This window comes from Aminobacter sp. P4_D5 (assembly GCF_056401815.1).
In genome coordinates this window covers 1-590 of record NZ_JBFUIP010001066.1, presented here as the reverse complement: position 1 = coordinate 590, position 590 = coordinate 1, and the positions used below count along the sequence as shown (strand labels likewise).

At 71.2% G+C, this 590-nt stretch carries 1 pseudogene; it reads right to left on the bottom strand.

Going from position 1 to position 590, the window contains the following annotated elements:
* Nucleotides 1–590, bottom strand: a pseudogene (locus AC1DWF_RS36685) (hypothetical protein); the annotation flags it as partial.

The window sequence follows — 590 nt, the reverse complement described above, 5'->3', positions numbered from 1 at the left end:
AAGCAGCTCAGGCCGCGCGCCTTCGGGCGCCGGGGTGGCGGCCGTCCGAAACAGCCCCATGCGGCGCGGCTCAGGCGGCAGCAGCTTCCCCGTCTTCAGATCCACGACGCCGCCGGGTGTGTGCAGCTCCCACGGCTCGGCATCCCAGCGCGCGAGCCCGGCGATCAGGCGCGTGTCCCGCCGCGCGATACTCTCGGCGCCGAAAAGTGTCCTCGATCCACCCCAGGCCTTGATCTCGCGGGCATCGAGGGCGCCATTGGCACCCATCGTCCGAGCCACGGCCTTGGCGATGTTGAACCCCGCGCTCGGGTCGCGCTCGACCGACCAACCCTCTGCCGGGTCGAAGGTCGCCCAGGCGTTCAACTCGGGGATCCAGCGCAAACTACGGCCGCGCAAAGCCGCCATTTCGTCGGCCATCCAACGCTCGGTCTTGGCCACTTCGGGATCGTAGATCGGCGGAGATCCGCCGGCATCAGGGCCATTCGCGGTGCCACCGGGAGGCGCCCCACCGCCGCCGGCATCCCCGCCGGCGGTTCCTCCTGCGGCACCATCCGCGGCGTCGCCCTGGCTGGCTCGCCAGAATTCCGCGA